The 26,555-nt window shown below is 47.9% G+C and carries 22 protein-coding genes and 1 riboswitch; of the genes, 5 read left to right on the top strand and 17 right to left on the bottom strand.

Annotation, left to right across the window (positions count from 1 at the left end; all coding sequences use genetic code 11):
* Positions 1–103: 103 nt before the first annotated feature.
* From FO446_RS10515 to FO446_RS10500, 4 genes are all read right to left on the bottom strand, one after another.
* Positions 104–916, bottom strand: a complete 813-nt coding sequence (locus FO446_RS10515; protein WP_237900591.1) for a heme ABC transporter ATP-binding protein — start codon at positions 914–916, stop codon at positions 104–106.
* Entirely contained in the window at positions 913–1,926 is a 1,014-nt protein-coding gene (locus FO446_RS10510; RefSeq protein WP_173611639.1) for a FecCD family ABC transporter permease, read from the bottom strand. The genes FO446_RS10515 and FO446_RS10510 overlap by 4 nt, the downstream gene beginning before the upstream one ends.
* Positions 1,927–1,995: 69 nt before the next feature.
* Complete coding sequence (locus tag FO446_RS10505) at positions 1,996–3,015, bottom strand: ABC transporter substrate-binding protein (protein WP_173611640.1); 1,020 nt, start codon at positions 3,013–3,015, stop codon at positions 1,996–1,998.
* Positions 3,016–3,183: 168 nt separating this feature from the next.
* A riboswitch (cobalamin riboswitch) is annotated at positions 3,184–3,384 on the bottom strand.
* Positions 3,385–3,400: 16 nt separating this feature from the next.
* Complete coding sequence (locus FO446_RS10500) at positions 3,401–4,492, bottom strand: M24 family metallopeptidase (protein WP_232774235.1); 1,092 nt, start codon at positions 4,490–4,492, stop codon at positions 3,401–3,403.
* A 124-nt stretch (positions 4,493–4,616) separates the two neighbouring features.
* On the opposite strand from FO446_RS10500, the gene FO446_RS10495 reads away from it, so the two are divergent.
* Positions 4,617–5,387: an alpha/beta fold hydrolase gene (locus FO446_RS10495; RefSeq protein WP_173611642.1), complete on the top strand. Its 771-nt coding sequence runs from the start codon at positions 4,617–4,619 to the stop codon at positions 5,385–5,387.
* A gap of 56 nt (positions 5,388–5,443) precedes the next feature.
* Here the strand turns inward: FO446_RS10495 and FO446_RS10490 are convergent, their stop codons facing one another.
* From FO446_RS10490 to gpr, 8 genes are all read right to left on the bottom strand, one after another.
* Positions 5,444–6,349: an ABC transporter permease gene (locus tag FO446_RS10490; RefSeq protein ID WP_173611494.1), complete on the bottom strand. Its 906-nt coding sequence runs from the start codon at positions 6,347–6,349 to the stop codon at positions 5,444–5,446.
* Between the two features lie 16 nt (positions 6,350–6,365).
* Positions 6,366–7,376, bottom strand: coding sequence for an ABC transporter permease (locus FO446_RS10485; RefSeq protein WP_370646706.1), 1,011 nt, complete (start codon positions 7,374–7,376; stop codon positions 6,366–6,368).
* A 92-nt stretch (positions 7,377–7,468) separates the two neighbouring features.
* On the bottom strand, positions 7,469–9,124 hold the full coding sequence (locus FO446_RS10480) for an ABC transporter substrate-binding protein (RefSeq protein WP_173611495.1): 1,656 nt from the start codon (positions 9,122–9,124) through the stop codon (positions 7,469–7,471).
* Positions 9,125–9,253: 129 nt separating this feature from the next.
* Positions 9,254–10,225, bottom strand: coding sequence for an ABC transporter ATP-binding protein (locus FO446_RS10475; protein ID WP_330873248.1), 972 nt, complete (start codon positions 10,223–10,225; stop codon positions 9,254–9,256).
* An 18-nt stretch (positions 10,226–10,243) separates the two neighbouring features.
* Positions 10,244–11,212: an ABC transporter ATP-binding protein gene (locus FO446_RS10470; RefSeq protein WP_088906854.1), complete on the bottom strand. Its 969-nt coding sequence runs from the start codon at positions 11,210–11,212 to the stop codon at positions 10,244–10,246.
* Between the two features lie 313 nt (positions 11,213–11,525).
* Entirely contained in the window at positions 11,526–11,834 is a 309-nt protein-coding gene (locus FO446_RS10465; protein ID WP_007727739.1) for a YqxA family protein, read from the bottom strand.
* 5 nt (positions 11,835–11,839) lie between these two features.
* Positions 11,840–13,018, bottom strand: coding sequence for a stage II sporulation protein P (gene spoIIP / locus FO446_RS10460; protein ID WP_221868941.1), 1,179 nt, complete (start codon positions 13,016–13,018; stop codon positions 11,840–11,842).
* Positions 13,019–13,158: 140 nt separating this feature from the next.
* On the bottom strand, positions 13,159–14,259 hold the full coding sequence (gene gpr / locus FO446_RS10455) for a GPR endopeptidase (RefSeq protein ID WP_237900589.1): 1,101 nt from the start codon (positions 14,257–14,259) through the stop codon (positions 13,159–13,161).
* A 178-nt stretch (positions 14,260–14,437) separates the two neighbouring features.
* Here gpr and rpsT point away from each other — a divergent pair, with 178 nt between their 5' ends.
* Complete coding sequence (gene rpsT / locus FO446_RS10450; RefSeq protein WP_005833151.1) at positions 14,438–14,713, top strand: 30S ribosomal protein S20; 276 nt, start codon at positions 14,438–14,440, stop codon at positions 14,711–14,713.
* A gap of 61 nt (positions 14,714–14,774) precedes the next feature.
* Here rpsT and holA read toward each other — a convergent pair whose 3' ends face one another.
* The 4 genes from holA to FO446_RS10430 all read right to left on the bottom strand — a co-directional run bounded on the left by holA (position 14,775) and on the right by FO446_RS10430 (position 19,907).
* On the bottom strand, positions 14,775–15,812 hold the full coding sequence (gene holA, locus FO446_RS10445) for a DNA polymerase III subunit delta (protein WP_173611499.1): 1,038 nt from the start codon (positions 15,810–15,812) through the stop codon (positions 14,775–14,777).
* A gap of 242 nt (positions 15,813–16,054) precedes the next feature.
* Positions 16,055–16,906, bottom strand: coding sequence for an anti-sigma factor family protein (locus FO446_RS10440; RefSeq protein ID WP_173611500.1), 852 nt, complete (start codon positions 16,904–16,906; stop codon positions 16,055–16,057).
* Positions 16,906–17,451, bottom strand: a complete 546-nt coding sequence (locus tag FO446_RS10435) for an RNA polymerase sigma factor (protein WP_012685711.1) — start codon at positions 17,449–17,451, stop codon at positions 16,906–16,908. The genes FO446_RS10440 and FO446_RS10435 overlap by 1 nt, the downstream gene beginning before the upstream one ends.
* 53 nt (positions 17,452–17,504) lie before the next feature.
* Positions 17,505–19,907, bottom strand: coding sequence for a DNA internalization-related competence protein ComEC/Rec2 (locus FO446_RS10430; RefSeq protein WP_330873254.1), 2,403 nt, complete (start codon positions 19,905–19,907; stop codon positions 17,505–17,507).
* Between the two features lie 204 nt (positions 19,908–20,111).
* Here FO446_RS10430 and asnB point away from each other — a divergent pair, with 204 nt between their 5' ends.
* The 3 genes from asnB to comER all read left to right on the top strand — a co-directional run bounded on the left by asnB (position 20,112) and on the right by comER (position 23,762).
* Positions 20,112–22,037: an asparagine synthase (glutamine-hydrolyzing) gene (asnB, locus tag FO446_RS10425; RefSeq protein ID WP_237900585.1), complete on the top strand. Its 1,926-nt coding sequence runs from the start codon at positions 20,112–20,114 to the stop codon at positions 22,035–22,037.
* A 120-nt stretch (positions 22,038–22,157) separates the two neighbouring features.
* Entirely contained in the window at positions 22,158–22,862 is a 705-nt protein-coding gene (locus tag FO446_RS10420; protein ID WP_237900583.1) for a ComEA family DNA-binding protein, read from the top strand.
* 66 nt (positions 22,863–22,928) lie between these two features.
* Positions 22,929–23,762: a late competence protein ComER gene (gene comER, locus FO446_RS10415; RefSeq protein WP_173611503.1), complete on the top strand. Its 834-nt coding sequence runs from the start codon at positions 22,929–22,931 to the stop codon at positions 23,760–23,762.
* 92 nt (positions 23,763–23,854) lie between these two features.
* Here the strand turns inward: comER and leuS are convergent, their stop codons facing one another.
* Positions 23,855–26,272 (bottom strand): leucine--tRNA ligase, encoded by a 2,418-nt coding sequence (gene leuS, locus FO446_RS10410; RefSeq protein ID WP_173611504.1) that lies wholly within the window; start codon positions 26,270–26,272, stop codon positions 23,855–23,857.
* Positions 26,273–26,555 lie beyond the last annotated feature (283 nt).

Below are 26,555 nucleotides of genomic sequence, written 5' to 3'. Positions count from 1 at the left end.
AACTGGTGGAAAGATTGAATTTTCTGCCGTCGGCTTAACAAAAAAGGACGCCGACTAGGCATCCCCCTCTTATGAAAATCAAAGAAACTCAACTTGCACCCTATTAATTGGCTCCACTCATTACCTTCTGGATAGGTGGCTTTACACGGATCGCTTCCGAGTAGAAATACACATGCTTTTTTCCTGTAATAGGATGGGTCATCACTTCTGTTTCTACTCCGAAAACATCCCGGATCAGATTAGGTGTCAAGACCTCCTCTGGCGTTCCCGATGTAACGATTTCCCCCTCACAGATTACGTACAGCCGATCACAGTACATCGCTGCGATATTGAGATCATGCAGCGAAGACAAGACCGTAATCCCCAACGTTTTGACGAGATCCATGACCTGCAACTGGTATCGAACATCCAAATGATTCGTCGGCTCATCAAGAACAAGAAACTGCGCTTGCTGCACCAAAGCTCTGGCAATCAGCACTCGCTGCTTCTCCCCACCGGATAAACTGAAAAAGCTGCGATCAGCGTATGTATGCATCCCTACCCGCTGTAGTGCATCTTCACAAATCCGAACGTCTTCCGCGTCATCGGACTGAAATAGTCGCTTATGCGGGGCACGTCCCATATTCACGATTTCGGTCACCGAAAAATCGAATTCGACAGAGGTCTCCTGCCGTACTGCCGCCATTCGCTGAGCGTTTTGGCGTGAGGTTAGCTTGTATACGTCGTCGCCATCGAGTGAGATCCATCCCGAACGCGGCTTCAGTACGCGATAAATGCTTTTTAGCAACGTGGACTTCCCACTGCCATTCGGCCCGATCAGCCCCACAAACTCTCCAGAGCGCACCTCCAGACTGACGTTGTGCAGGATTCCCTTTTTCTCCAGTTCGACCGATATATTCTCAACCTGCAAATTCATCGTCCGCTACCTCCAAAGGAATAAGAACTCCGCAGCATCAACCAGATAAAGAATGGACCTCCACACAGTGCTGTCAAAATACCAATCGGCAGCTCTTCCGGTGCAAAGGCAAGCCTGGCAACTACATCAACCCAGATGAGAAAGATCGCGCCAAACAAAGCGCTGACAGGCAGAACACGTCTGTGATCTGATCCAACCATTACACGGACGATGTGGGGCATCATTAATCCGACAAAACCGATTGATCCCGCGATGGACACGATCACCCCCGTGAGCAGTGCCGTGATCACCAGGAGAAGCTTGCGGAATTGTACCGTATTCACCCCCAATGTCCCCGCTGACTCTTCGCCCATCAGCATCGCATTGAGCGAGCGGTATTGGGCCATTAAGACGATGAGACAGATGACGACAATCATTGTAGGGATCGTCAGGTATTCCCATTTCCCGCCAGCCAGACTGCCACTTAACCAAAACAGAACCGTCCCAATTCCATGCTCATTTGGCGCTGAAAAAACAAGCAGACTGGTAATGGCCGACAAGATCGCAGATATCGCAATTCCAGCCATGAGCAGGCGTACCGTCGAGTTTTGTCCACCAATACGGGATAGCGTAAAAATAAGAATGATGGACACAAGGGAGCCTGTAAAAGCGCCAAAGGATAGCGCATACTGCCCGTACATGCTGAATGCTCCAAAAATAATTACCGAGGTAGCGCCAACCGAAGCACCTGAAGATACGCCTAACACATACGGGTCAGCCAGGGAGTTGCGAACCAACGATTGAATCGCTACTCCCACGACAGACAGACCTGCGCCGACGATTGCCCCCAAGAGTACACGAGGAAAGCGAATATCCCAAATAATCGTTTGCTCACCTTTGGACCAATCCACTTCGATCCATTGGGTCAACATCGGAATTTTTGATAAGGCGATTTTCCATACCGTAGTCGGCTTAATCTCTACTGATCCCAGGGTAACTGCGAACGTAATCGAGAGGAAAAGTCCGACCAGTAAAGTAATGATGATATAAGGTAACTTGATCTGTTGCAGTGCTATTCCCTCCCTTAAAAGGGGCGTACTCTATTTGAATTTATCCGGGTAGAGTCCTTCCGCCAAAATTTTCAGCGCAATCGGTGCTCGAACACCTTCAGAAGCTGCGGACAAAGGCAATACCATTAGTCGTTGATTTTTAATCGCAGGGATATCCGCCAATTCTTTTTTACTCAAAAGGAAATTGCGTTTTTGCTCGACGGTTCTATCCCCGTAATCTACGATAATAATCACGTCTGGATTGCGACTTACTACTTGTTCCCAACTTACCTCTGCCCAACCCTTTTGAATATCGTCAAAAATGTTCTTACCGCCTGCATTCTTGATTAAGGATGTCATGTAGTTGTTGGCTGCTGTGAATGGTTTATCTTCCCCGTTGTCGTACACGAACACTTTTAGTGGCTCGTCAATCTTGCCAATTTTGCTCATGGTTTGATCCATTTCACTCTTCATTTTATGGATCAAATCATTGGCTTTGTCCTCCACACGGAAAATGCGTCCAATGTTCGTAATGTCCGCAAACACATCGTCGATAGTCGGACCAGGCATGCTAGATGACGCTTGCAGATACGATTTGATGCCAACCTTTTCCAAATCTTGCATCGATCCTACGCCCTTCTCGCCGAATCCACTTTTCCATCCGGCGTAGACAAAGTCTGGGTTCGCTGCCAGCAGCACTTCTTTCGTAGGATACTTGTCAGACAGTACCGGAATCTTGTCGTAATCTGCTTTTAACTCAGGAAGGATTTCATCATCCAGGTAAGCAGTTCCGACCATTTTATCAGCAAGGCCCAATGCCAGCATGATTTCGGTGACGTGCTGGTTCAAAGTCACTGCACGCTCAGGTGCTGTTGGATAAGTCATTTCGATACCATTATTGGTTAGTGTTACTGGCTTGCCTTCTGCTGCTGGAGCAGCTGTTTGTTCTGTTTTGGCTGGAGCCTGTGTTGTCGTAGTGGAGCCGCATGCCGAAACCAAAAGCATGGCAGCTGTCATAATACCGAAAGCTAGTCCTTTTATTACTGTATGCGTTTTGTTTGCCTTCATCATCTGTAATCCTCTTTTCTGTTTGGAAATGATGGCTTGAACCAAATCCTCCACAAAAAAGCACCCCCCATTTCAATCGGGAGGTGCATGACAAACGTAGATATAACTATAAGCAGGCATAAAGGCGCCCTTTCATAGACTGCTTCCACATCTGCCCCATCCTCGTGGGTCGATTGTATAGGATCGCATGGCAGGTCTCCTGGCTTACGGATCAACACACCCAGCTACCTTCCCATTTTTTGTCTTCCAAAAAACAGTGGCTATTTGCTAGGCACTCCTCGTTACAGTGGCGGGACCGCGCCGGTTTCTCACCGGACTTCCCTTTTAAGCTGACGGCATATGCCATCCAGCACCATTCGATACGTATTCAATTTTTATGATTTCTTCATTAGTTGATGGAAGTCAGTTTTTTCGGGAACTGCGTGAGTATTTCAACGCCCGTTTCCGTAACCAATACATCGTCTTCAATCCGCACGCCGCCTACACCTGGCAAATAGATGCCCGGCTCGATCGTAAAAACCATCCCTGGTCGAAGCACTTCTTGGTTCTGGCTGTGAACAGATGGATATTCATGTACGTCCATCCCAAGTCCGTGCCCAAGACGGTGCATGAAGTATTCACCGTAGCCTTTTGCAGTGATGACATCGCGAGCGGTTTTATCCAAATGCGCAAAGGTCACACCCGGACGAATCTCAGCAATTGCCGCTTCGTTGGCCGCCAATACCGTCTCGTAAATCTCTTGCAGCTGGGCACTGATCTCGCCTACAGCAAAGGTACGAGTAATATCGGATACATATCCGTTTGCAGCTACTCCGATATCAAACAAAAGCAAGTCGCCTTCTTGCACCTGGCGGGTTCCTGGCTTTCCGTGTGGAAGTGCCGACTTCTCCCCTGCCAATACCATGGACGTAAAGGATGGGCCTTCTGCGCCCAAGCGCTTCATCTGGAATTCCAGCTCAGCTACGATTTCTGTCTCGGTCATGCCTTTCTGAACTTTCTTCAGGGTCTCCCGCAAGGAATCCTCGACCAACTGAACAGCGTGTTTCAGACGATCCACTTCATCCGCGGATTTGATCAAACGCATTTCACGGAGAGGCTCTTCCACGTCCACATAGCTTGACGCCAGAACAACTTGTCCAAGTGCTTCATAGCGCTCGACAGTCATATGACTTTTCTCAATGCCGAGCTTCGCCAAGTTCGCTGGCAACACTTGCTTGAGAATTTCATACGGGTTTTGGATATCCGTATGTGTATGGATATCTTGAACGAACGAAGCTTCTGCCGCTGCTTCACGATCAAGAGCAGGTACAATCAAGGAAGGCTTTCCCTCAGCAGGAATAACAAGACCCATAAAACGTTCATGCGGGTCAGTAAAAAATCCGGTCAAATAGTAGACGTGCTTGGGAGAGGTAATCAACACCGCGTTCAGCTCTTGCTCTGTCAAAAACGTGTGGAGCTTCGAAATGCGCTCTTGAAACAACTTCTTCACCCTGCTTTCACCAATTATTCTATTGCGAGAATACCACTTCCCCATCAAAAAAAGAAGAGTTCAATTGAAAAATCTCCCTTGGATCGGACAACCTATAAGTGGGGTGAAAATGAAAATGGAACAAATACTCGTCCATCAGGATGGCAAACAGTTTGCTTTTCACATATCAGGAAAAGGCCAGCCGTTATTGTGTATCCATGCGCCATGTATCGGCTCTATCAATTTTGTTTATCAGCAAACACTCGCAGATACATATCAGCTCATTGTCCCTGATTTACCCGGACATGGCGACAGTTCTCCGATGGAGAAGCCCTTTTCCATTGGGGAGTTGGCAGAACGGCTCCATAAGCTGATCCCGGCACTCGGCATTGAGCGTCCCTTTATTTTGGGCTACTCTCAAGGTGCCTCTATCGCCCTTGAATATTGTCTTCGCTATCCTGATCATGCACAAGGCGGTATACTCGTGAGCGGATTTTCCGAAGTGAATGACCTGTATTTACATGGACGATTTTGGATGGCCCAGGCGTTGTCGATGCTTCACGGAGTTCCTCTTCTTGCCCGTTCCATTGCTTCCTCACATGTCGATAACCCAGAAATGCGCGAAAAATGGACGGCACACGCCTCCAAAACAGATCCTACTAGCGTGAAATACCTTTACGCTGCCGGACATCGATATCAATGTACAGAGCGCCTGAGCAACATCCAGCTTCCGATTTTACTTGCCTATGGCGAACGTGATCAACGGATGCACCATTATGCGCAGACGCTTAGCATGAAATTGCCAAAAGCAAGACTCGAAATGATCCCGAACGTAAAGCATCAAGTCATCACGAAAGCTGCTCCTGCTTTCAATCAGTTGTGCCGCACCTTCATGGAAGAAGAATAAACAAGAAAAGACAGAAGGACGGCATCACATTCCCTTCTGTCTTTTTTGCGATTGGACTAGCTTTTCATCCGCGGGTCAAGTGCATCGCGCAGGCCGTCCCCAATCAAGTTAAAGCCGAGAACGGTCAGCATGATAGAGAGCCCCGGAAAAATAACGGTCCATGGTGCTTTCTGAATGTACTGACGTGAATCAGCGAGCATTTTTCCCCATTCTGGTTCTGGCGCTTGTGCTCCCAGTCCAAGAAAGCCAAGTGCAGCTGCTTCGATAATCGCTGTTGCGATCCCCATTGTCCCGGTCACAATGATTGGTGCGAGACTGTTCGGCAAAATATGCTGCATGATAATCCGGGAATTTTTCATTCCGATTGCCCGTGCCGCCATGACGAATTCTTCTTCCTTCAAACTCAATACACGGGCACGTACTAGCCGTCCAAATGTCGGAATGTTAATAATCGCAATGGCAATCAAGGCGTTTTGCAAAGAAGGCCCCAAGATGGCAACGACAGCGATTGCCAAAAGAATACTTGGAAATGCAAGCATAATATCAAAGAGACGCGAAATGATCGTATCAATCCATCTGCCATAATATCCTGCCAAAAGACCGAGCAAGGTCCCTGCGAGAACGGAGCCAATGACAGAGAACGTCCCTACCCACAGGGAGATTTGTGCCCCATAAATAACGCGACTAAACACATCACGACCATTGTAATCTGTTCCAAACCAATGCTCTTCGGAAGGGGGCTTGTTTTTCATTACGAGCTGACCTTCGTCGTACGGATACGGAGCAATCCATGGAGCTAATACCGCCACAACAATGAAAAACAAAATAATCCCGAAGCCCACCAACGCCAGCTTGTTTTTTCGTAGTGTCCTCCATGCATCCTTCCAAGGAGAGACTACTTCTTCTTGCTTCACTTTTAAAGGTACTACCTGATCTTGTGGTTGTAATTGTGGTTGTGCCATGTCTCTTCGTCCCTCCTTAGCGATATTTGATGCGAGGATCGATATAGGCATACAGAAGGTCGACCAAGAGATTGATCAGGACGAAAATCGTCGCGATCACAAGGATACCGGATTGGATAACCGGATAGTCACGGTTTCCAATGGCGGTCACAATATAACGACCGACACCTGGCCATCCGAAGATCGTCTCTGTCAAAACAGCTCCACCCAGCAGCAACCCTGTTTGCAAACCAATTACCGTCAAAACAGGGATCATTGCATTTTTCAGCGCATGCTTGTACACGACCCAAAACTGTGTCAGCCCTTTTGCACGAGCGGTTCTGACGTAGTCGGCACGCATGACTTCCAGCATGCTCGAACGAGTGATACGTGCAATGATCGCCATCGGGATCGTACCTAATGCAATGCCTGGCAGGATCAAATGCTTGATAACTTCCCATAGCTGATCCCAGCGACCAGCCATCATCGTATCCAGTATATAAAAGTGCGTAATGGCCTCTACGGGATTACGCGAATCGTCGCGACCAACTGATGGCAGCCATTTCAGCTCTTGGGCAAACACCCACTGCTCCATCAAACCTAGCCAAAAAATTGGCATGGATACACCAACCAAGGCGATCAACATCGCACAGTAGTCAAACCAGGAGTTTTGCTTCCACGCAGAAAGAATCCCTGCATTTACACCGATAAACACCGCAATCAGCATACTCACAATCGTAAGTTCAGTCGTCGCCGCCAAATAAGGCATGATTTCATCTGAAATCGGCGCATTCGTTTGTAACGATTCCCCAAGATTTCCGCTCAAAATATCTTTCATATAATCGAAATACTGTATGTACCACGGATTATTCAATCCCAACGCTTCTCGTATGTCTGCAATCGCTTGTGGTGTTGCCTTTTCTCCCAAAATCGTCAAAGCCGGATCACCAGGGATGGCACGAATAATGGAAAAAACGATGATTGACATGCCCACTAAGACAGGAATGAGCATTAAAATTCTTCGAATGCTGTAAGCTAGCAATGCCATCTCCTCGCCTTCCTGCATAAAATAATCGCCAAATAATGAAAGAAGGGTAAGAAGAGGTATGCACTCCTCTTACCCTTTTACGATGAATCAGCTTACTTGAAATCTACCTTTTCCAAACTTTCAGACCCTTTTGGATGCGGGTTGTAATCTATGATATTCGCTTTTCCTGCCAATGCTGGTGTAGAATGTGCCAGCGGAACCATTGGCACATCTTTGAAGATGATCTCTTGTACTTGTTTGTACATTTTTTCGCGCTCTGCTTGGTCTGGAGTGGACTGTGCTTTCATCATCAATTGATGTGCTTCTTCGTTTGCCCAGCGTGTATAGTTGTTGCTTCCGATGTTATTTTTGTCGAGCAAGACAGCCAGGAAGTTGTCAGGGTCGCCATTGTCACCTGTCCAACCAAGCATGAACATTTCTTGCTCACCCAAACGAGTCTTTTCCAAATACGTTGCCCATTCCATCGTCACGATCTCAGCATCAACCCCGATTTTCTTCAGGTCTTGCTGGATTGCTTCTGCAATCTTCACACCCTCTGGCATGTACGGACGTGGAACTGGCATTGCCCAAAACTTGATTTTAAAACCGTTTGGATGTCCTGCTTCGGCCAGCAATTGTTTTGCTTTATCGAGGTTGAACTCACGATCTTTAATATCGTTGTTATGTCCCCACATTGTTTTTGGCATTGGGTTGACTGCTGGTTCTCCAACCCCATCGAAGAAGGCAGTTACGATTTCAGGTTTGTTAATCGCATAAGCAATAGCTTCACGAACTTTTGGATTGTCGAGTGGCTTCTTCTCTACGTTAAAGCCGATGTATCCAATGTTATTAGTAGGACGAAGGAAGAGTTGCAAGTCTTTATTGTCTTTTACTGCCGGGATATCGTCTGTGTTTAGACCATCCATCAAGTCAATTTCACCAGATGCCAATGCAGTCAGACGTGCAGTGTTTTCTGGGATGACCTTGAACACCAATTTATCCAGCTTCGGATATCCTGGGTTCCAGTAATCAGGGTTTTTCTCGAGTGTGATGGTGTCGTTGCGCTTCCACTCTACGAATTTGAAAGGTCCTGTACCGATTGGATGCTCATTAAATTTCTTAACATCCTTTTTCAATGCCTCAGGCGAGCCAATCGCGAAAGGAGACATTGCCAGGTTGGCAAGGAATGGAGCCAGTGGACGATTCAACGTGAATTTTACAGTGGTCGGATCGACTGCTTCCACGGATTTGATGATATGAGTCGCGTCACCCTTGTAACCACCAAATTGGCTTACGTAGTACTCGAAGCCCTCTGGTGAATGCTGTGGATGGCTCTTGTCGCTCCAGCGTTCAAAGTTGTATTTGACCGCCTCTGCATTGAAATCAGTTCCATCGTGGAATTTCACGCCTGATCTCAGTTTCAGCGTATAAACGAGACCATCAGGAGTTACTTCCCATTTCTCAGCCAACGATGGAGCGAGCTCTGTTGAGCCATCCGCAAAGCCAATCAATGTATCCATAACGTTCTCGGTTACCTTAAATGTCTCACCATCTGTTTGCGTGATTGGGTCAAGCCCTTTTGTGTCTGCACCGCGACCGACGATTAATTGCTTCGGTCCAGTTTTTGCAGGCTCAGTTGCAGGTGCCGGAGTTTCTGTCTTTGGTTGTTCTGCCGGCGCTTGTGTCGTAGAAGTGCTAGAGCATCCAGCAATCAACATGGCCAGCGCCACCAGGCTAGTCATGGTTGCGGAGAGAACCCTCTTCTTCATGAAAACATCCCCCTTTTTCTAATGAATGGTCGCATGTTCCTTTTTGGTAGATGGTCGATACAATACCTCCTGCTTTGCATCCCCCCTTTACAAGACTTCCTATTCGGCAGGCAAACTCCCTTTTGTCGATTAGGACTTGTATAAGTGACAAGCAACAAAGTGACCGTCGCCTGTATCCGCAAATTCTGGTCGGACAGTACGACACTCCTCTGTCACATGGGGACACCTCGTATGGAATGTACAGCCACTCGGAGGCTTTGCAGGGCTCGGCACATCTCCCTGGAGGATAACTCTTTCACGTACTGCATCAGGGTCTGGCGAAGGTACCGCCGACAGTAATGCTTTCGTGTACGGATGGAGCGGATTGGCGTACAATTGGCTGCTCGTCGTCAGCTCGACAATTCTGCCGAGGTACATCACGCCTACCCGATCACTGATATGACGCACTACACTCAAATCGTGGGCAATGAACAAGTATGTAAGGCCGAATTCGCGTTGCAAATCCTGCATGAGATTGAGCACCTGCGACTGAATCGACACGTCCAGTGCAGACACAGGCTCATCCGCAACGATCAATTTGGGTTTGAGCATCAGTGCTCTCGCAATGCCGATCCGCTGCCTCTGTCCTCCACTGAATTGATGCGGATAGCGGCTCGCGTGATAGCTGCTCAGACCAACGATCTCCAGCATTTCCTGCACGCGCTTTTTTCGCTCTGCCGAAGAACCCAAACCATGTACAATCAGAGGCTCTTCCAATATCTTCTCAATATTATGTCTAGGATTAAGTGAAGCAAACGGATCCTGAAAGACAATTTGCATGTCACGTCTCATCTTTCTCATTGCATCTGTGGAAAGTGACATGACATCTGTCCCGTCAAAGTTGATTTCACCTGAGGTCGGTTCTATCAGTCGCAGCAAGGAACGCCCCGTCGTGGACTTTCCACAGCCGCTCTCCCCTACCAGCCCCAAAGTTTCGCCACTCTTAACGGTAAACGATACGTCATCTACCGCCTTTACTACACCTATTTCCCCTCCAAGAACACCGCCTGTGATTGGATAGTATTTTTTTAAATTTTTTACAATCAGAAGATCTTCAGCCACCTGCATGCTCCTCTCGGGTTATTCGGTCAGCCAGCAACGGGAAAGGTGATTGTCCCCTACCACTTTTAATTCTGGCATCTCACTGCGGCATCGGTCTGATACTTTATCGCATCTTGGTGCAAAACGGCATCCGACAGTAAGAGAACCCGGAATCGGGACGTTGCCTGGAATCGAATAGAGACGCTCCTGTGATCCTTCCAGCTTCGGCAACGAATTCAACAAGCCGATCGTATAAGGATGCTTCGGATTTTTTAAAATCGTACGAACATCTCCTTGTTCAATCACGTTCCCTGCGTACATCACCACGACGCGGTGACACATTTCCGCGACGACCCCAAGATCGTGGGTGATGAGGAGAATGGCTGTGTCAGCTTCTCGGTTGAGTTGGCGCATCAGGTCCAAAATCTGCGCTTGAATCGTCACGTCGAGCGCAGTAGTAGGCTCGTCTGCAATCAGAAGCGCTGGATTGCAGGCCATTGCCATCGCAATCATGACACGCTGCCGCATGCCTCCGGAAAGCTGGTGCGGGTATTCATCGACAATCGCTTCCGCTCGAGGAATTCCGACTTTTTTCAACATCTCAATAGCACGTGCTCTTGCGTCCTTTTTGCTCGCCTTCGTATGTAATCGGACTGATTCTCCTATCTGGTCTCCAATCGTAAACACCGGATTTAAAGACGTCATCGGCTCCTGGAAGATCATCGCAATTTCATTTCCGCGGATGTCTCTCATTCGCTTTTCGTCAACAGATACGAGGTCCTCCCCCTTGAATTTAATCGAGCCTCCCACGATTCTCCCTGGGGGGTTGGGTACTAGCTTCATAACGGAAAGGGAGGTAACGCTCTTTCCGCAGCCGGATTCGCCTACGATACCGACTACTTCTCCTTTTTGTACCGTGATCGTCACGCCATCAACGGCAGGGATTTGGCCGCGGTCCGTGAAAAAGTGCGTTTGCAGGTTTTCGATTTGCAGGACAGGATGTGACACGTGGCTCACCTCTCTCACCGATATATACTTCCAAAATAGCCCTATCAATAGACATTATGACATTTATTCAATTTTTTCGCAACACAATAAATTCAAACTATTAGCTCTTTACTGACTAAAAAGAATATTTTGCTTGCACTAAAAAATGATCTAGGGGAATTTTATGATAGCCCTTTCATTGTTGATGTAGCCTCACTTGCACTGTTTTAGCAGATCGTATGATGTATCTGTGGTCACATGCAAAAGACCCGCCTGTACGGGTCTTTTGTCACTGGGGCTTTCTGCACCCCTTCTTTTTGCGCATAAACCATTTTCACGGTTCAAAAAAACTCCCGACCCAATCGACAAAACTCTGCGCCCCACTTTTAATGCTTCCGCCCAAAGTCAAACCGATCCGACTGACGTAGTTGACCATTTCCTTCGGATTAGCAGTCTGAACCTGCTTTCCCATTACCGCAATCTCCACTTGACCTTGGTCCACTTTTTTGATGGAAAAGGTTTGCGCTTGCCCCTCAGGCACTCCACTCACCTTGGATATTCCGCGCTCAGCCGTTTGCAATCCCAAAACTACCCCGACCAGCAAGATGATTAACAGTCCAGTCAGCTTCATCGTCACGTTCATGCCCGTCACCTCTTTGCAGGCTCGTCAGAAACTGTTTTGCCTACTTTTTCAGCTTGCTGATAATAGGCTGCGAAAACGTCAGCCAGTGCCTCTGCCGTATTCTTGCTTTCTTGCACGCTGTTTTCCGTACCACCTATTTCTATTAACAGGCTTCCCGGGGAGAGGGACTGATTATACTCGCCATGATCCGTTTTTGCGCCTTTTTCCATTACGCCACGCGAAAGCTCTGGGTACATTTTTTCCATCAACTCATGTAGTTCAGTCGCAAATGCCTCATTTTTCTCGTAGCTTTTGTTCCTTTTTCCGATGACAAACAATACTCTTCCATACGTTTTTCCTTTGATTGTGACCGTCGTACGCTCTCGTGGCGCTGTGTCTCGATGCAAATCAAAGAAGTAATACAGTTCCTTGTTTTTCTCCGTTGCGGCTTTGACCACTTGCAAAGATTCCGCGTAGGAGAAAGAGTAATGCATTTTTTTGTTCAACAGCTGCTGATAGATGTCGTCGGTGCTCACATCGGAACCAATTCCTCTGTCATTCAACGCTTCTGATAAATGCTTGCTGATTAACGATATATTTCTCGTAGGATGATCGACCGAGGTTCCCACTGACTTTGTCTCACTAAACCACGATTCCCGGTTGTGCGAGTTGTAGATGTACACGATTTTCTTGCCATCCGTAATTGAATTGGGAACAGGTGCTGGCTTTGCTTCGCCTGACTTTGTGGTATCCTCCGGCTTTGGCTCTACGATTGGAACTACTTGCGATTGATCTGCTACCTGTCCCGGATGGGCGGGATACTCCAAGTAAAAATCTGCGAGAGAAGCTCCCTTTCCCTGTACGACAAATCTGGCATCCTCTGTCGTCACCATCCCAGGCAATTCCCTGCCTAACAGGCTACGCAAGTCTCCCGGCTGTATATTGGTTGCCAAGCGAAAGAGAAAACCGGTTACGCTATTCGTGCGATCATCGGCCTGTGCTTGCACGGTTTCGGACAAAACCGGAATCTCCTGCCCCATCCATCCCAAAATCGCCAGACTGGAAATATGAGAAGCGGCCTGTTGAATGGCTGAGGACGAAATTGCGATTCGGTTACCGCCGAGCGAAAGCACTCCTGTCATGACAAACAGGAAGGCGGTTATAAATGAAAGAACAACGAATTGGCGTTGAATGAGAGTCGCCATCTGTCTCACTCCTCTAGCTGTAGCATGGTTGCACGTCGGGAGAACTTTCCCTCGCGCTTGTCTATGCTTTAGCTTATGAGGCTCATAGAGACGATAGAACCCTTTTCTAGCTTTTCTCTCTCACTCTAGCTTTTCACGGCTTAGTGGGTATACGAGCCGCTATTTTCTGCATTTACAGCACTGTGCAAGGCGCGATTCAGACCTGTTGCGATCACATTCGCCACGCCTTCAATAAAATCATCAATTTCTTTTGGGGTGACGACCAGATCCTGTCCCAGCGGTCGGAGGACCTCATGAATCAGTTGCCGTTTCTCTTCTTCCGGCAGTGAACCTACCAATCCCATGAATGTCTTGCGGGATTCCAAGTCAGGCAAATCCTCTTCCGTATACGGTTCCTTCCGCTCGGGCAGCGTACTCAATGCCAGTTTGTTAAACGCCCGCTTGCTCTCCACCATCGATTGTCCAAAATGCCCCAGCAAATATGTAATCGCATCATTTACAATCGTGGAGGCAAAAACGACCGTAGGGACTCCTATCGCAATCACAGGCACACCAAGTGTCTTCTGATCAATCGCTTTGCGCTTGTTTCCGACCCCTGATCCGGGATGAATCCCTGTATCCGATATTTGAACTGTCGTGTTGACCCGGTGCAAGGCGCGGGACGCAAGAGCATCGATACAGATGACAAAATCGGGTTTGCTTTTTTCCACGACACCAAAAATAATCTCACTCGTTTCTATACCTGTTATCCCAAGGACACCCGGTGATAGCGCACTGACTTCCCGATACCCTTCTCCAACGGTTTCAGGCGCCAGCGTGTACAGATGGCGTGTAATCAACAAATTTTCTACAACCATTGGTCCAAGCGCATCGGGAGTCACATTCCAGTTACCCAGACCAACGACGAGAGCCTTTTTGTCTGGGGTGATTCCCAGTTGCTTGAGGAACATTGCAAATTCGACGGAGAATCGTTTGGCCACCTGCTCCTCGATCGATGTATCGTTATCCCGCAGCTTGGGCACTTCAATCGTAAGGTAATGCCCCGGGAGCTTGCCGATTTCCTTCCCCGCTTCCTCTGTTTCCACATGCAATCTCGTTACTTTCACATTCGGCTCGCTGTCGTCAGCTTGCAGCCAAATCCCCTCAATATCACTCTGGTTTTGCTGCTGGGCAAGCTCGTGGGCCTCCAAAGCCAGATCCGTTCGAATGGAATAACTAGACAAGTCAATGTTATGTGCCATGTTCTTCAGCTCCTTTGATCCGAAGTGAAAAAAGTACTGACCATTTTGTTCCTGCTACTAGCTTGCTTGAATCCTTCATTTTTATTCCGAATCCTTTCTTGCAAATGGGTTCGCCCCATGCTAGAATTACTTTGTTGTATGACTGTATGTCTATGGTCGTATTAAGGAGGTGACACACATGCCAAACATTAAATCCGCGATTAAACGCACCAAAACAATCGAAAAGCGTCGCGCACACCGTGCTTCTCAAAAGTCTGATCTGCGTACTTCCATCAAGAGCTTTGAGAAAGCTGTCGCTGCTTCCGATGTAGCATTAGCGAAATCTACTCTTCTGGTGGCTGTGAAAAAGCTGGACAAGGCCGCTTCGAAAGGTCTCATTCATAAAAACGCAGCAAACCGTCAAAAGTCTCGTTTGATGAAAAAGCTTAACGTTCTGAGCGCTCCTGTAGCGTAAGAGACCAAGCGCAAAAAACCCCGCGAACATCTAGTTCTAGGGGTTTTTTACTGTAAAAATATCACGACCGTTTTGTTCGTTCGTCGTGTGCACGTGCAACGAATAATTCGAGGGCGAGACGCTTGTCCACTTGCCCCGACTTCATCCGAAAATCTTCTTCTGCCAGAATGCCCAACAGCTTTTTCAACGACTCCTCGGAAAAATGACGCGCTTGCTCCATTGCTTTTTTCACCGCGTAAGGATGCATTTTAATCATGCCTGCCATTTGTTGCTGCGAATAACCTCGTGGAGCCAATTGCTTAACATGCAACAGCATGCGGAACTGTCTCGCCAAGAGTGCCAGCAGCTTGATCGGCTCCTCTCCTGTTTTCATGCAGTCGTACATCATCCGGAGTGCCTTGTCCAATCTCCCCGAAGCGACCTGTTCAATCAGGGCGAATACATCCTGCTCCAGCGTACGTGCCCCGAGCAGCTCGATGACGTCGTCCGTGATGCTTTCACCCACCCCGACAAACAGAGCCATCTTTTCGATTTCCTTGTCCAGAAGACGCAGCTCGGCTCCCACTCGCTCCACAAGCTTCATGGCTTGCTGACGATCGATTTTCGCCTGGTATTTACCTGCTTGCCTCTCCACCCAGCCGTACAAATCTCCGTCTTTTAGCAACGGAAATGGGATCACTTTCGCCTTTTGTTGCAGTGTTTTGACCAGCTTTTTTCTTTCATCGAGCTTGTCAGCTTCTGTATGTAGAATAAGTGTGGTATACGGAGGTGGATTTTGCAAATAATCGAGCAGAGCATCCGGATCGCTTTCTACCTTGGTCGAAGGCTTACTTCCTGTTAAAAAGTAGGCTTGTCTGGCAATCACCAATCGATGCTCACCCATAAACGGCAAGGTCTCCGCATCCTGCAAAATTTCACTCAATCCTGTTTCCGTACAATCGTACACACTCAAATTCAAATCCGTAAATTCTGGATCAATCATTTCTTTGCGAGCCAACGCCAATAAATCTTCGGCCATAAAAGACTCTGGACCGTATAAGACGTAGATCGGCGAGAATTGTTTTTGCCGTATTTCGCGAATAGCCGATAGGAGTGGCATACGTTTTCTCCCCTTTCCTTCCTTCTTACCTGCGTTATTATAGCACATGTTGATCAGGGCAAAGCGAAAAAAAACCGCCACCAGTGAATCAGTAGCGGTTTTTTCATCCGTTGGCACCTCTATGTAAACGTTTAGGGAAAAGCCCCGGGATTCCTCCTCCCCAAACGGTAAGCAGGGGGTGCTTGATAATGTACTATACGCAAAATCCCCGCAAGCGGTGCCGGTCCATACGCGGAAAAAAGTTAGTCATTATCTTTATTTTTTTTCTTCTCTTTATTTTTTCCCTTGTCTTTCTCCTCTTGCTTGTCCCCGCCGTCGTCCTTATCGTCATTAGCAGGTTCTTTGTCTTCTCTGTCCGGATTCTCGTCCAGTCCGATCGGCCATCCCGTTGGTTGATCCTCTGTAACTACTGGAGTTGGAGGTACAGCTTTCTTTGGTGGTGGTGTCGGATTCGTTTTCTTCGGTGGCTGTGTTTGCTTTTGAACGTTCTTTGCCGGTGGCTTTTTACTCTTTGTCTGAGTAGCCGCTCCAGTAGACTTTTTGGCCTTGCCCTCTTCCTCTTTTGGATTTGAAGGTATTGGATTATTGCTTTGAGGAGTAGGATCGACTGGAACTTTGGGTTGTTCCACGACCGCTGGCGTCATGTCCGTTCCGTTCTGGAACGAATCGACTTCATGCTTCTTACCATCACCGCCCGAAAACAGCACGCCAACCAATAAGCTAGCAGCGACGGCCGTACTACCAAGACTGGCCATCCACACTTTCATCCGCTTCCACTTTTTTGATTCCGGCAGCGAAGACGACTCGCGCTTAACTTCCAGAGTGGGCAGGATTTCCTCGTTCACCGTAGATTTCACCGCAACAGGCTTTGCAGCGGCTAACTCCAGCTTGGGCAGGATAGAATCTACGATGCTGATCGGAGGTACGACAGGGGGCAGATGTTCTAATTGTTGTGACACATCTTTCAAACGGTTGTACATAAGCTGCAGATCAGCATCTTTCTGGATCAAACGTAGGAGCAGTTCTTGCTCGGACTCCGACAGATCTCCATCCAGATCCCGCTGCATGAGTTCAAAAATCTCTTCGTTGGTCATCAACCGATCCCCCCTTTCTGGTAGTCGTACAACAGCTCCTGTAACTGTTGCCTAGCCCGAAATAAGTACGACTTTACCGTGTTAAGCGGCAAATCTAGCGCCTCCGCTATTTCTTGATAGGACAAATCCTCCAGATAGCGGAGTACTACAACCATCCGATATTGCTTTGGCAATCTTCCGATGGCTTCCTGAATGTCATTCGACAGCCCGGTGAGAAGGATTTCTTCTTCTACGTTGTTACGATCAGGAATGATCAACTCGTGCTCGTCAATTGAGACCGTTTCCTTCTTCGCGCGAAATTTATCCATACAGACGTTGCTGACAATGCGTTGTACCCAGGTAGAGAACTTTGCTTTTTCCTGATAGGTGTCCAACTTTCGATAAATTCGAATGAGGACTTCCTGGGAGGCATCAAGCGCGTCTTGTTCGTTCCCTAGAATATAATAAGCGCTTCGGTAAACGGAGGTCTCAATAGATCGAAGCAGTTCGACTAGCGCGTCATGATCCCCGGATTGCGCCATCCTGATCAACTCTGCCTCATGCATATTCGCTTCTCCCCCCTACAGACGGTTCGCTCATTGAAAAAGTTGCAAACAGATTATGTATCCATTATTTGGGTCTGCCAATACAATCCCGCAGGTGTAATAACCAGCGTAATCGCTCCATGAGCATCCGTTCTGTACACAGCAGAACCCGATTTTTTTAAGCGAAGCAGCACTTCGGACGAAGGATGCCCGTATCGATTTTTCACCCCGGCAGAGATGACAGCAGCTTTTGGTGCTATGACTGCAAGGAGCTCTTCGGTACTCGATGTATTGCTTCCATGATGAGCTACTTTCAAAACATCCACAGAAGTCAAACCGTTTTGAACAAGCTGACTTTCTCCATCCTTTTCAATGTCACCCGTAAACAATACAGACTTGTTGAAAGCAGTCAGCTGGAGTACTACGGATGCATCATTTCCTGAGAAGGTCGATTCGCCTGGGTGCAGCCACTTCCACTCGATTCCCGGTCCATCTGACCATGATTGACCCGGAAGCCCGGTTAGTATCGGAACTCCTTCCTGTTGGAAAAGCCGGACAATCTCGCCCTCCAATTTCGAAGGTACTGTTCCATTCACCAATACCTCTCCAAAAGAAAAATGAGGAACAAGCGATTTGAATCCCCCGATGTGATCCAGATCGCCATGCGTCATGATGACACGATCGATTTTCTCGATTCCTCTGGCCATCAAAAACGGCAGAACGACGTCTTTCCCCACCTCAAATGGGTCACGCTTTTCCATCCATGGTTCAGCCGCTGGGAACCGCATTGTCCCACCCGCATCCATTAAGTATACCTTCTTATCACCAATTTCGACAACGATGGAATCCCCTTGTCCGACATCAAGGAAGGTAATTCGCACTTCTTCGACTCCTGAAAACGGCTGTCTGGCCACTACTATGAACGAGAGAAATATAACGAAAGTAAGCATTATATCACGCTTTCGATGATAGCCCAACCTCCATGCAATGGGCAGTACCCCCAAAAAACAGGTATACAAAGCAAGCCACCACCACGAAGGATGCGGCCAATAAGTGAAGGGGAGCCTTATTTTTTCAATAGCAAACAACGGGAGATGAATCCATTTCAACATTGCCGTCGATATCCAAACAGGGAGCACCGCCAAAAACGGGTGGACGAAATCGAGGACAACCGCGATATACCCGAATGGTAGCGCTATGGCCGAAAGAATCGGTGTCACCACCAAATTGACCAGCCATGACACAGGTGAAAACAGATGAAAATGGTAGATGAGAAACGGAAAAGAAACGAGCTGGGCTGACAAAGTAACCGCCACAAGTGTACGAATCCAGACGGGTACCCGGATAAACACATGCAAGCTATATGGAACAAAAATAATCAGACCAAGTGTCACCGCAAAAGAAAGCTGAAAACCGACATGCCACAGCTGATACGGATTTACCACCAGCATCAGAATAAGTGCCCCAGCCCAAACGTCCTTGCCATCCAACCTCTTTCCAATTACTTGACAGAGAAGACCTACACTTCCCATCAATCCAGATCGAATCGCGGACGCGCTTGCTCCCACCAGGAGAACATACCCGATCAAGAACAAAATCGTTACGACAAATGCCAGTCTGCGTCTGATTCCAATCCGCTCCAAACACCACATAAACATGGAACTGACCAATGTCACATGCAAACCGGAAATCGCGAGGATATGACTTAAGCCCAAATTCGAATACATCGCCGCAAGCTCAGGGTTCACCTCTTGTCCAAGACCAAGCAGGAGCGACTTCATGTATCCCGCCGTTTCTGTATCTGTAAATAATGATTCAATTCGCTTGGCACCCGAGTCCTGCCATTCTTGGAAGCTCGCCCACACGGAAAAAGCAGGTGTCATCGCTACCGATTGAAAGCTTGTTTCCCCTGTGACATGGACACCTTGCCAATACAAGTAGCTAGCGTAGTCGAACGCATAAGGATTGCGCGCGGGAGCCGGTAAGGATAGTCGAATCGGTGCCACGACAACACTGCCACGTCTCCACTGCTCTATTTGTACAGCTTCCTGGAAAGAAGCAAGTTTAACACGAAGCGCGATTTTTTCGAAAGACCGATGCTCATTTTGATCACGCTCGTTTTCACCCCAAGATGTTATCGTGACAAAAAAACGTGCTACATCCCCGTCCCGTCTCACAGGCGAATCAATGACTCCTTCTATCCAGATGCTCTGCTCCCTTTCTGCCAATGGTTTCACTTCAGAGCTGTGGAGATTCTCGTACCCATAAAAAAAGAGACCTGCTAGAATAGAAATCAGTGAGTAGTATGCGACGTATTTGCGGTATGGTAACGGGATACATGCAACGAGTGCCCATGATACGCCCGCAGCCAACAGCAGCCAAGCAGGATGCAAATAGGCGGACAGAATAAGACCGATCATCATCGCTAGGCTTGCTATCCATACTGACACTGCAATCCCCCCGTCCTGTTCTTTCATGAACCGTTTTGTCGAACGATTCATGGTCTCCTCAGGGAGTATATCTAACCGAATGGGGACAAAAATAGAAAAGAAGAAAGGCTAATTCCCTTGTAGAATCAGCGTTTTCGAGGTCAATCACTGGCACTCATAAGAGATTGCGCTGATGGTCGATACATGATAGAGTTAGCAGGAGCAATCCAGTGAGAGGAAGAGTCATTTCTTATGTGCGGAATCGTATCACTCTATAACAAGCGGCAAAAGCCTGTTCAACAAGAAGCGATTAGTGCAATGACGGGTGTCATCCTGCACCGTGGTCCAGATGACGATGGTTTTCACCTTGAAGACAACATCGCCCTGGGCTTTCGTCGTTTAAGCATCATTGACGTGGAAGGCGGACATCAACCGCTGTTTAACGAAACACGTGACATCTGGATTATTGGTAACGGCGAAATCTACAATTACAAAGAGTTACAACAATGGTTAAAGGACATCGGTCACGTTTTCCATACCGATTCTGATATTGAAACCATCCTCCACCTTTATGAAGAGGTAGGAACAGATGCACCTAAGCATTTACGCGGGATGTTTGGCTTTACAATCTACGACTCCCGTAAAAAACGTCTGTTTGGGGCACGTGACCATTTTGGAATCAAGCCTCTCTACTATGTCGAGACGAATGATTCGATCGGGGTTGCCAGCGAGATTAAGAGTTTGCTGGAGCTGCCAGGATTCAAGCGTGAAGTGAATCCAACCGCTTTTTATCACTATTTGACGTTCCAATATGTACCTGATCCTGAAACGATGTTTGCTGGCATTTACCGTATACCGCCTGCACACTCGTTCGTAATTGAAAACGACCAGATCAAGCTGGAAAGGTACTGGGATGTAGAATTCAAGCCTGATGAAAGCAAGCCGTTCTCTTATTTTGTTGAGGGTACGCGCAGTGTCATGCTCGAATCTGTCGACAAACACCGGATTAGCGAAGTTTCTCGTGGTGCCTTCTTGTCTAGTGGTGTTGACTCTAGCAGTATCGTTGGGATGCTGCGTACATTCGAGCCAGTCAAATCTTTTTCTGTCGGCTCAGATATTCCTGGCTATAGCGAGCTCGATTATGCGAAGCGAACCGCAGCATATTTGGGATCGGAGCATTTCGAGCGCGTGATAAACGCCAAGCAGTACATGGATGAATTGCCACGACTGATCTGGCATCAAGACGAACCGGTAGCGGACCCATCTGCCATCCTGCTCTATTTCGTAGCACAGATGGCGAGTGAACACGTAACCGTCGTATTGTCCGGTGAAGGTGCAGATGAATTTTTTGGCGGATACAATATTTACAGAGAGCCTCATTCTCTCAAAATGTTTTCCGGGATGCCGGGCTGGATGCGTCAATCCATCGGATACATGGCAGAACGCCTCCCCGATCAGGTAAAAGGGAAAAACTTCCTCATTCGCGGATCGAAAACGGTTGAACAACGCTTCTTCGGAAACGCACTGATTTTCAGCGAAGAGATGAAAAAGCGTGTCGTCATGGAAGATATTACCCGTTCGGAATCGTATGTATCTCCTTTCACCATTACTGAAGAGATTTACAAACGCGCTTCTGAATACGACGATGTGACCAAGATGCAATACTTGGACATTCATACATGGCTCAGAGGCAACATTTTGATGAAGGCCGACAAGATGACCATGGCCAATTCTTTGGAGTTGCGAGTGCCTTTCATTGATCTGAAGGTGTTTGAATTCGCCGCTACCATTCCAACGAAGTACAAAATTGCCAACGGCACGACCAAGCACGTGCTTCGTGAAGCGATGAAAGACTTCTTGCCACCTGAGATCCAAACGAGAAAGAAACTGGGCTTCCCTGTTCCGACTCGTCATTGGCTCAAAAACGAATTTTACAAATGGGCAAAAGAGATCATTTTCGAATCCAAGGTGGATAATTTGATCAATAAGGCCTATGTGCTGTACATGCTCGATGAACACCGCGAAGGCAATGCGGATTACAGCCGCAAAATCTGGACGATCCTGGTCTTCATGCTGTGGCATCAAATCTTCATTGAGCAAAAGCACAATTTTGAGCCTTATGTCAGCCCGAATGTAGACCTTCGTCGCAAGAAAAATTCGCTGCAGCATATCGGCTAAACAGCGCAAACACAATAAATAAATTTGCAGACCCTCTCTTACTTTTCGTAGCATCGTTAATAGAGAACAAGTTCTCTCTATGCACGTATTGCTATGTGAAGGACGGGAGGGTTTTTTGTTATGGTGCTGGAGTGGTGGGAGCGTTATCGTCGTTTCATCTTGTTGACTTCGGCTGTTCTGTTTGTCGGTTGTAGCTTTTGGTTATATCAACGCGACCAATCGCATAAGACTGGCGAACTACCGTTGCATTCTCCTGCTTATGCAGCATCGGATGTTGAAACAAAAGAAGGGACGGATGATTCAGCAACTGCTCAACCTGCCAAGCCTGTAAAAACGACACCGGAAATAGATAAGGATAAGAAACAACTCTCCCCTCCTCTCTTTGTCGATGTGAAAGGGCGAGTAAAAAATCCCGGTTTGTACCAATTTGAACCAGGTACACGTGTCGCAAATGCCATCGAAAAAGCAGGAGGAGCACTACCTGACGCTGACCTTGTCCAGATCAATTTGGCAGCGCCGCTCACAGATGGAGCAGCTCTTGTCATCCCGGCTAAAGGGGCAAGCGAGCCAGTCTCTACATCCATTGGCCTTGTACAATCTGCTGCCAGCGTATCCACCACTGGTGCCTCCTCAGCCATTAATCTCAACACGGCAACTGCAGAAGAGCTCATGAGCCTTCCCGGCATTGGAGAAGCGCGTGCCAAGGCAATCGTGGATTACCGGTCAAAACAAGGTCCATTTCGTTCGGCGGATGACCTGAAACAGATTGAAGGAATTGGCGACAAGATGTTTACACGGATAAAGGATCGGCTGGTGGTACAATGAGATCTGGTCATGATCATAGACACTCCTACATAGAATGGGAAAAGAATATTGGAGGGAGGTATGCCCATGAATAGAATTGGGTTCATTGGTACGGGCAGCATGGGCAGTATCTTGATTGAATCATTGCTGTCGGCCAAGGCGCTTAGTCCTGGTCATATCATTATCAGCAACAGAACCCCTGCGAAGGCGCAGCAACTGGCAGAAAAACATCCCGGGCTCATTGTCGCGCACAGTAATGCCGATTTGGTCAAAGAAGCTGCTACAATCGTTCTGTGCGTCAAGCCACTGGAATATAGCGTGATGCTCGAACAAATTGCTCCCGCACTAACGCCGGAACACCTGTTGATTACAATCACCAGTCCGATCAAGCTGGCCGATTTGGAGTCTCAAGTTCCTTGTGCCGTTGCCAGAGTTGTTCCTTCAATAACAAATGCTGTAATGAGCGGAGTCAGCTTATGTGAATTTGGATCACGTATCCAAGAGGAACAACGTCATTTTATACGAAGTCTGTTTGCCCACATTAGCTCCCCTGTAGAGATTTCGGAGCCATTTTTACGAATTACTTCTGACATTGTCAGTTGTGGTCCTGCGTTTATCAGCTATATTTTGCAGCAAATGATTCAAGAAGCTGTTGAAGAAACTGGCATTTCCGCAGAAGCTGCTACTTACATGACCACGCAAATGCTAATTGGAATGGCAGATCTTTTACGCGAAGAAGCATTCACCCTCCCTACTTTGCAAAAGAGGGTCTGCGTGCCCGGTGGAATTACGGGGGAAGGTCTGATTCCTTTGCAAGACGGGATTCCCGGGCTTTTCGCCCAAGTGTTTCGCCGCACACAAGCGAAGTTTGCCGAGGATCAGGAACTGGTTGCACGAAATTTAAACAATCAGCCGCATTAGCGCAAAACGAAGAAGCGATATTTACAAAAAAGGAGTGGATACCTGTCACTCGCAGGCCCCACTCCTCTTCTTATTTCCGTGCCGTCCTTTTCTTAACGAACGACGATATTCACCAGTTTGCCTGGAACAGCGATGACTTTGACGATCGTTTTTCCTTCAATCAGCTCTTTAATCATCTCGTTGTTTTTCGCCATCTCTTCCATCTGTTCTTTGGTCGAATCAGAAGCGATGAGTAGCTTCTCTTTGTTTTTGCCGTTAATTTGCAGGACGATTTCTACCTCGTCTTCAACCAGCTTCGCTTCGTCATACGTAGGCCATGCTGCGTAAGCCAGACTCTCGCTGTGACCGAGTTTTTCCCACAGCTCTTCACCCAAGTGCGGAGCGATAGGAGACAGCATTTTCACAAAGTCCTCCATGAATTTCTTCGGCAGAACTTCCGCTTTGTATGCTTCGTTGACGAATACCATCAACTGAGAGATACCTGTATTGAATCGCAGGCCCTCGTAGTCTTCTGTTACTTTTTTCACAGTTTGGTGGTACACGCGCTCCATGCCAGCCACGTTGGAGGTTTCCACGATTTTTTCGTTCAGTTCACCGTTGTCGCCCACAAACAGACGATATACGCGATCCAAGAAGCGGCGTGCGCCATCCAAGCCTTTTGTCGACCAAGCGATCGAAGCATCCAATGGTCCCATGAACATTTCGTACATGCGCAGTGTGTCGGCACCATGGCTGTTGATGATATCGTCAGGATTTACGACGTTGCCTTTGGATTTACTCATTTTCTCGTTGTTTTCACCCAAGATCATCCCTTGGTTAAACAGCTTTTGGAATGGTTCCTTGGTTGGTACGACACCGATATCGTACAGGAACTTGTGCCAGAAGCGAGAGTAGAGCAAGTGCAGTACCGCGTGCTCTGCACCACCAATGTAAATGTCGATTGGCAGCCATTCTTTCAGTTTGTCTGGATCAGCCAATGCCTTGTCGTTGTGTGGATCGATGAAGCGCAGGAAGTACCAGCAGCTACCCGCCCATTGCGGCATCGTGTTTGTCTCACGACGTGCTTTCATGCCTGTTTCCGGATCGATAGTGTTAACCCACTCCGAGATGTTTGCCAATGGCGATTCACCTGTACCGGATGGTTTGATTTCTTTTGTTTTTGGCAACATGATTGGCAGTTCGGATTCCGGAACGACTTTCATCGTGCCGTCTTCCAGATGGAGAATCGGAATTGGCTCACCCCAGTAGCGTTGACGGCTGAACAGCCAGTCGCGCAGTCGGTACGTTACCTTGCGATTTCCTTTGCCTTCCGCTTCCAGCCACTCGATCATTTTGCTGATAGCCTGTTCTTTGTTCAAACCATCGAGCATGCCGGAGTTGATGTGCTCTCCGTCGCCAGTATATGCTTCCTTGGAGATATCACCACCAGCGATTACTTGCTTGATTGGCAGATCAAACGTTTTCGCGAACTCATAGTCGCGTTCATCGTGCGCTGGAACTGCCATGATGGAGCCTGTTCCGTAGCTGATCAGCACATAATCTGCAATCCAGATTGGCAGACGCTCGCCGTTAACCGGGTTGATCGCATACGCTCCGGTAAATACTCCTGTCTTTTCTTTCGCCAGATCAGTACGCTCCAGATCGCTCTTGCGTTTCGCTTGATCCAGGTACGCTTCCACTGCTTCTTTTTGAGTTGGTACGGTAATTTGCTCAACCAGCTTGTGCTCAGGAGCCAGTACCGCATAAGTTGCTCCGTAGAGAGTGTCTGGACGAGTCGTAAAGACGGTAAAGGTTTCGTCATGACCTTCGATACCAAAGGTTACTTCTGCCCCTTCAGAACGACCGATCCAGTTGCGTTGCATTTCCTTGATGCTCTCTGGCCAATCCAGTTCATCCAGGTCAGCGAGCAGTCTTTCCGCATATGCAGTAATTTTCAGGACCCATTGCTTCATTGGGCGGCGTTCTACTGGGTGTCCGCCACGCTCACTTTTTCCGTCAATGACTTCTTCGTTTGCCAAAACCGTTCCCAAAGCAGGGCACCAGTTTACAGCTACTTCGTCAATATAAGCCAAGCCGTGCTCATACAGCTTCGTAAAAATCCACTGTGTCCACTTGTAGTAGTTCGGATCGGTCGTATTGATTTCGCGATCCCAGTCGTAGGAAAATCCGAGCGACTTAATTTGGCGGCGGAAGGTGTTAATATTGTGCTCGGTGAATTCCGCTGGATCGTTTCCTGTATCGAGCGCGTATTGCTCCGCTGGCAAACCAAACGCATCCCAGCCCATTGGATGGAGAACGTTATATCCTTGCATCCGCTTCATGCGGGACAAAATATCAGTAGCCGTATAGCCCTCTGGATGTCCTACGTGCAGGCCAGCTCCAGATGGATACGGGAACATGTCGAGTGCGTAAAACTTTTTCTTGCCTTCATCCTCGGAGGTTTTGAAGGTCTTGTTCTGCTCCCAATATTGCTGCCACTTCTTTTCGACATTTTGATGACTGAATACCATGGTAAAGCACTCCCATCTTAAAATAGGTGAAAATAAGAAAACCTCTATCGAGGATTGCTCAAGGTTGAGCGATCGCGTATGAGCGGAATGGTTTCCGTAATATCGGGAAGAAACCCAAAGAAGAATATACTTTCCGATATTATAAAAAAACCTCACATCCCAGATCGCTCTTGCGAAAGGGACGAGAGGTTGTTTACATTCCCGCGGTACCACCCAGATTGGCAAATGACAAGCATTCACCCACTTGTTTCATCCGTATCGGGGATAAGCCGCTCACCCTTAC

The organism is Brevibacillus brevis, assembly GCF_022026395.1.
Lineage (GTDB): Bacteria > Bacillota > Bacilli > Brevibacillales > Brevibacillaceae > Brevibacillus.
Note: the sequence above shows the minus strand (reverse complement) of the source record. Positions and strands in the feature narration are given on the sequence as shown.

Coding starts and splice junctions, on each gene's coding strand:
- FO446_RS10495 (WP_173611642.1), top strand. CDS start 4,617: ATGGAACAAATACTCGTCCATCAGGATGGCAAACAGTTTGCTTTTCAC.
- comER (WP_173611503.1), top strand. CDS start 22,929: ATGAATAGAATTGGGTTCATTGGTACGGGCAGCATGGGCAGTATCTTG.
- FO446_RS10435 (WP_012685711.1), bottom strand. CDS start 17,451: ATGCATGAGGCAGAGTTGATCAGGATGGCGCAATCCGGGGATCATGAC.
- leuS (WP_173611504.1), bottom strand. CDS start 26,272: ATGGTATTCAGTCATCAAAATGTCGAAAAGAAGTGGCAGCAATATTGG.
- gpr (WP_237900589.1), bottom strand. CDS start 14,259: ATGGCACATAACATTGACTTGTCTAGTTATTCCATTCGAACGGATCTG.
- FO446_RS10485 (WP_370646706.1), bottom strand. CDS start 7,376: ATGGCATTGCTAGCTTACAGCATTCGAAGAATTTTAATGCTCATTCCT.
- asnB (WP_237900585.1), top strand. CDS start 20,112: ATGTGCGGAATCGTATCACTCTATAACAAGCGGCAAAAGCCTGTTCAA.
- FO446_RS10420 (WP_237900583.1), top strand. CDS start 22,158: ATGGTGCTGGAGTGGTGGGAGCGTTATCGTCGTTTCATCTTGTTGACT.
- FO446_RS10430 (WP_330873254.1), bottom strand. CDS start 19,907: ATGAAAGAACAGGACGGGGGGATTGCAGTGTCAGTATGGATAGCAAGC.
- FO446_RS10505 (WP_173611640.1), bottom strand. CDS start 3,015: ATGATGAAGGCAAACAAAACGCATACAGTAATAAAAGGACTAGCTTTC.
- rpsT (WP_005833151.1), top strand. CDS start 14,438: ATGCCAAACATTAAATCCGCGATTAAACGCACCAAAACAATCGAAAAG.
- holA (WP_173611499.1), bottom strand. CDS start 15,812: ATGCCACTCCTATCGGCTATTCGCGAAATACGGCAAAAACAATTCTCG.
- FO446_RS10480 (WP_173611495.1), bottom strand. CDS start 9,124: ATGAAGAAGAGGGTTCTCTCCGCAACCATGACTAGCCTGGTGGCGCTG.
- FO446_RS10515 (WP_237900591.1), bottom strand. CDS start 916: ATGAATTTGCAGGTTGAGAATATATCGGTCGAACTGGAGAAAAAGGGA.
- FO446_RS10440 (WP_173611500.1), bottom strand. CDS start 16,906: ATGACCAACGAAGAGATTTTTGAACTCATGCAGCGGGATCTGGATGGA.
- FO446_RS10465 (WP_007727739.1), bottom strand. CDS start 11,834: ATGAACGTGACGATGAAGCTGACTGGACTGTTAATCATCTTGCTGGTC.
- spoIIP (WP_221868941.1), bottom strand. CDS start 13,018: ATGGCGACTCTCATTCAACGCCAATTCGTTGTTCTTTCATTTATAACC.
- FO446_RS10490 (WP_173611494.1), bottom strand. CDS start 6,349: ATGGCACAACCACAATTACAACCACAAGATCAGGTAGTACCTTTAAAA.